Below are 339 nucleotides of genomic sequence, written 5' to 3' on the forward strand. Positions count from 1 at the left end.
GTGTCAAGCACGGCGGGCCGGATTAGTGCGTACTTCTGCTCGCCTGCGAGTCCCTCATGGCCGCCATCTCTCAGCCCACGCACGGCGCCCAGATCACCTACTCCCCCGAACCCTGCCACCACCCCGAGGAGCACGGCGACTACACGGGCCTGGGCCACGTAGAGCCGCCCAAGTGGCGGGACGTCAACGGAGAGCAGGTGAGCGAGGGCGGGCACCCCTGTTAGGGTGGTCAGCGTTCCGCCGCCCGCGCGCAGCACGCCGCCGACGGTGATGTCCTGGGGTGGCCGGGCCAGCGCGTACCCGCCGTCGGCACCGCGATGACTGTGCAGCAGACCAGCC

General features: G+C 70.8%; 1 protein-coding gene and 1 pseudogene. One reads left to right on the forward strand and one right to left on the reverse strand.

The window, feature by feature from the left end; all coding sequences use genetic code 11:
- Nucleotides 1–56 precede the first annotated feature (56 nt).
- A complete protein-coding gene (locus ADK66_RS32135) occupies nt 57–224 on the forward strand; it encodes a hypothetical protein (RefSeq protein ID WP_231639892.1) in 168 nt (55 codons plus the stop codon).
- A 15-nt stretch (nt 225–239) separates the two neighbouring features.
- On the opposite strand, the pseudogene ADK66_RS32545 reads toward ADK66_RS32135, so the two are convergent.
- Nucleotides 240–332 (reverse strand): annotated as a pseudogene (locus ADK66_RS32545) (Rrf2 family transcriptional regulator); the annotation flags it as partial.
- Between the last annotated feature and the right edge of the window lie 7 nt (nt 333–339).

Source organism: Micromonospora sp. NRRL B-16802 (assembly GCF_001279555.1).
Taxonomy (GTDB): Bacteria; Actinomycetota; Actinomycetes; order Mycobacteriales; family Micromonosporaceae; genus Micromonospora; species Micromonospora profundi.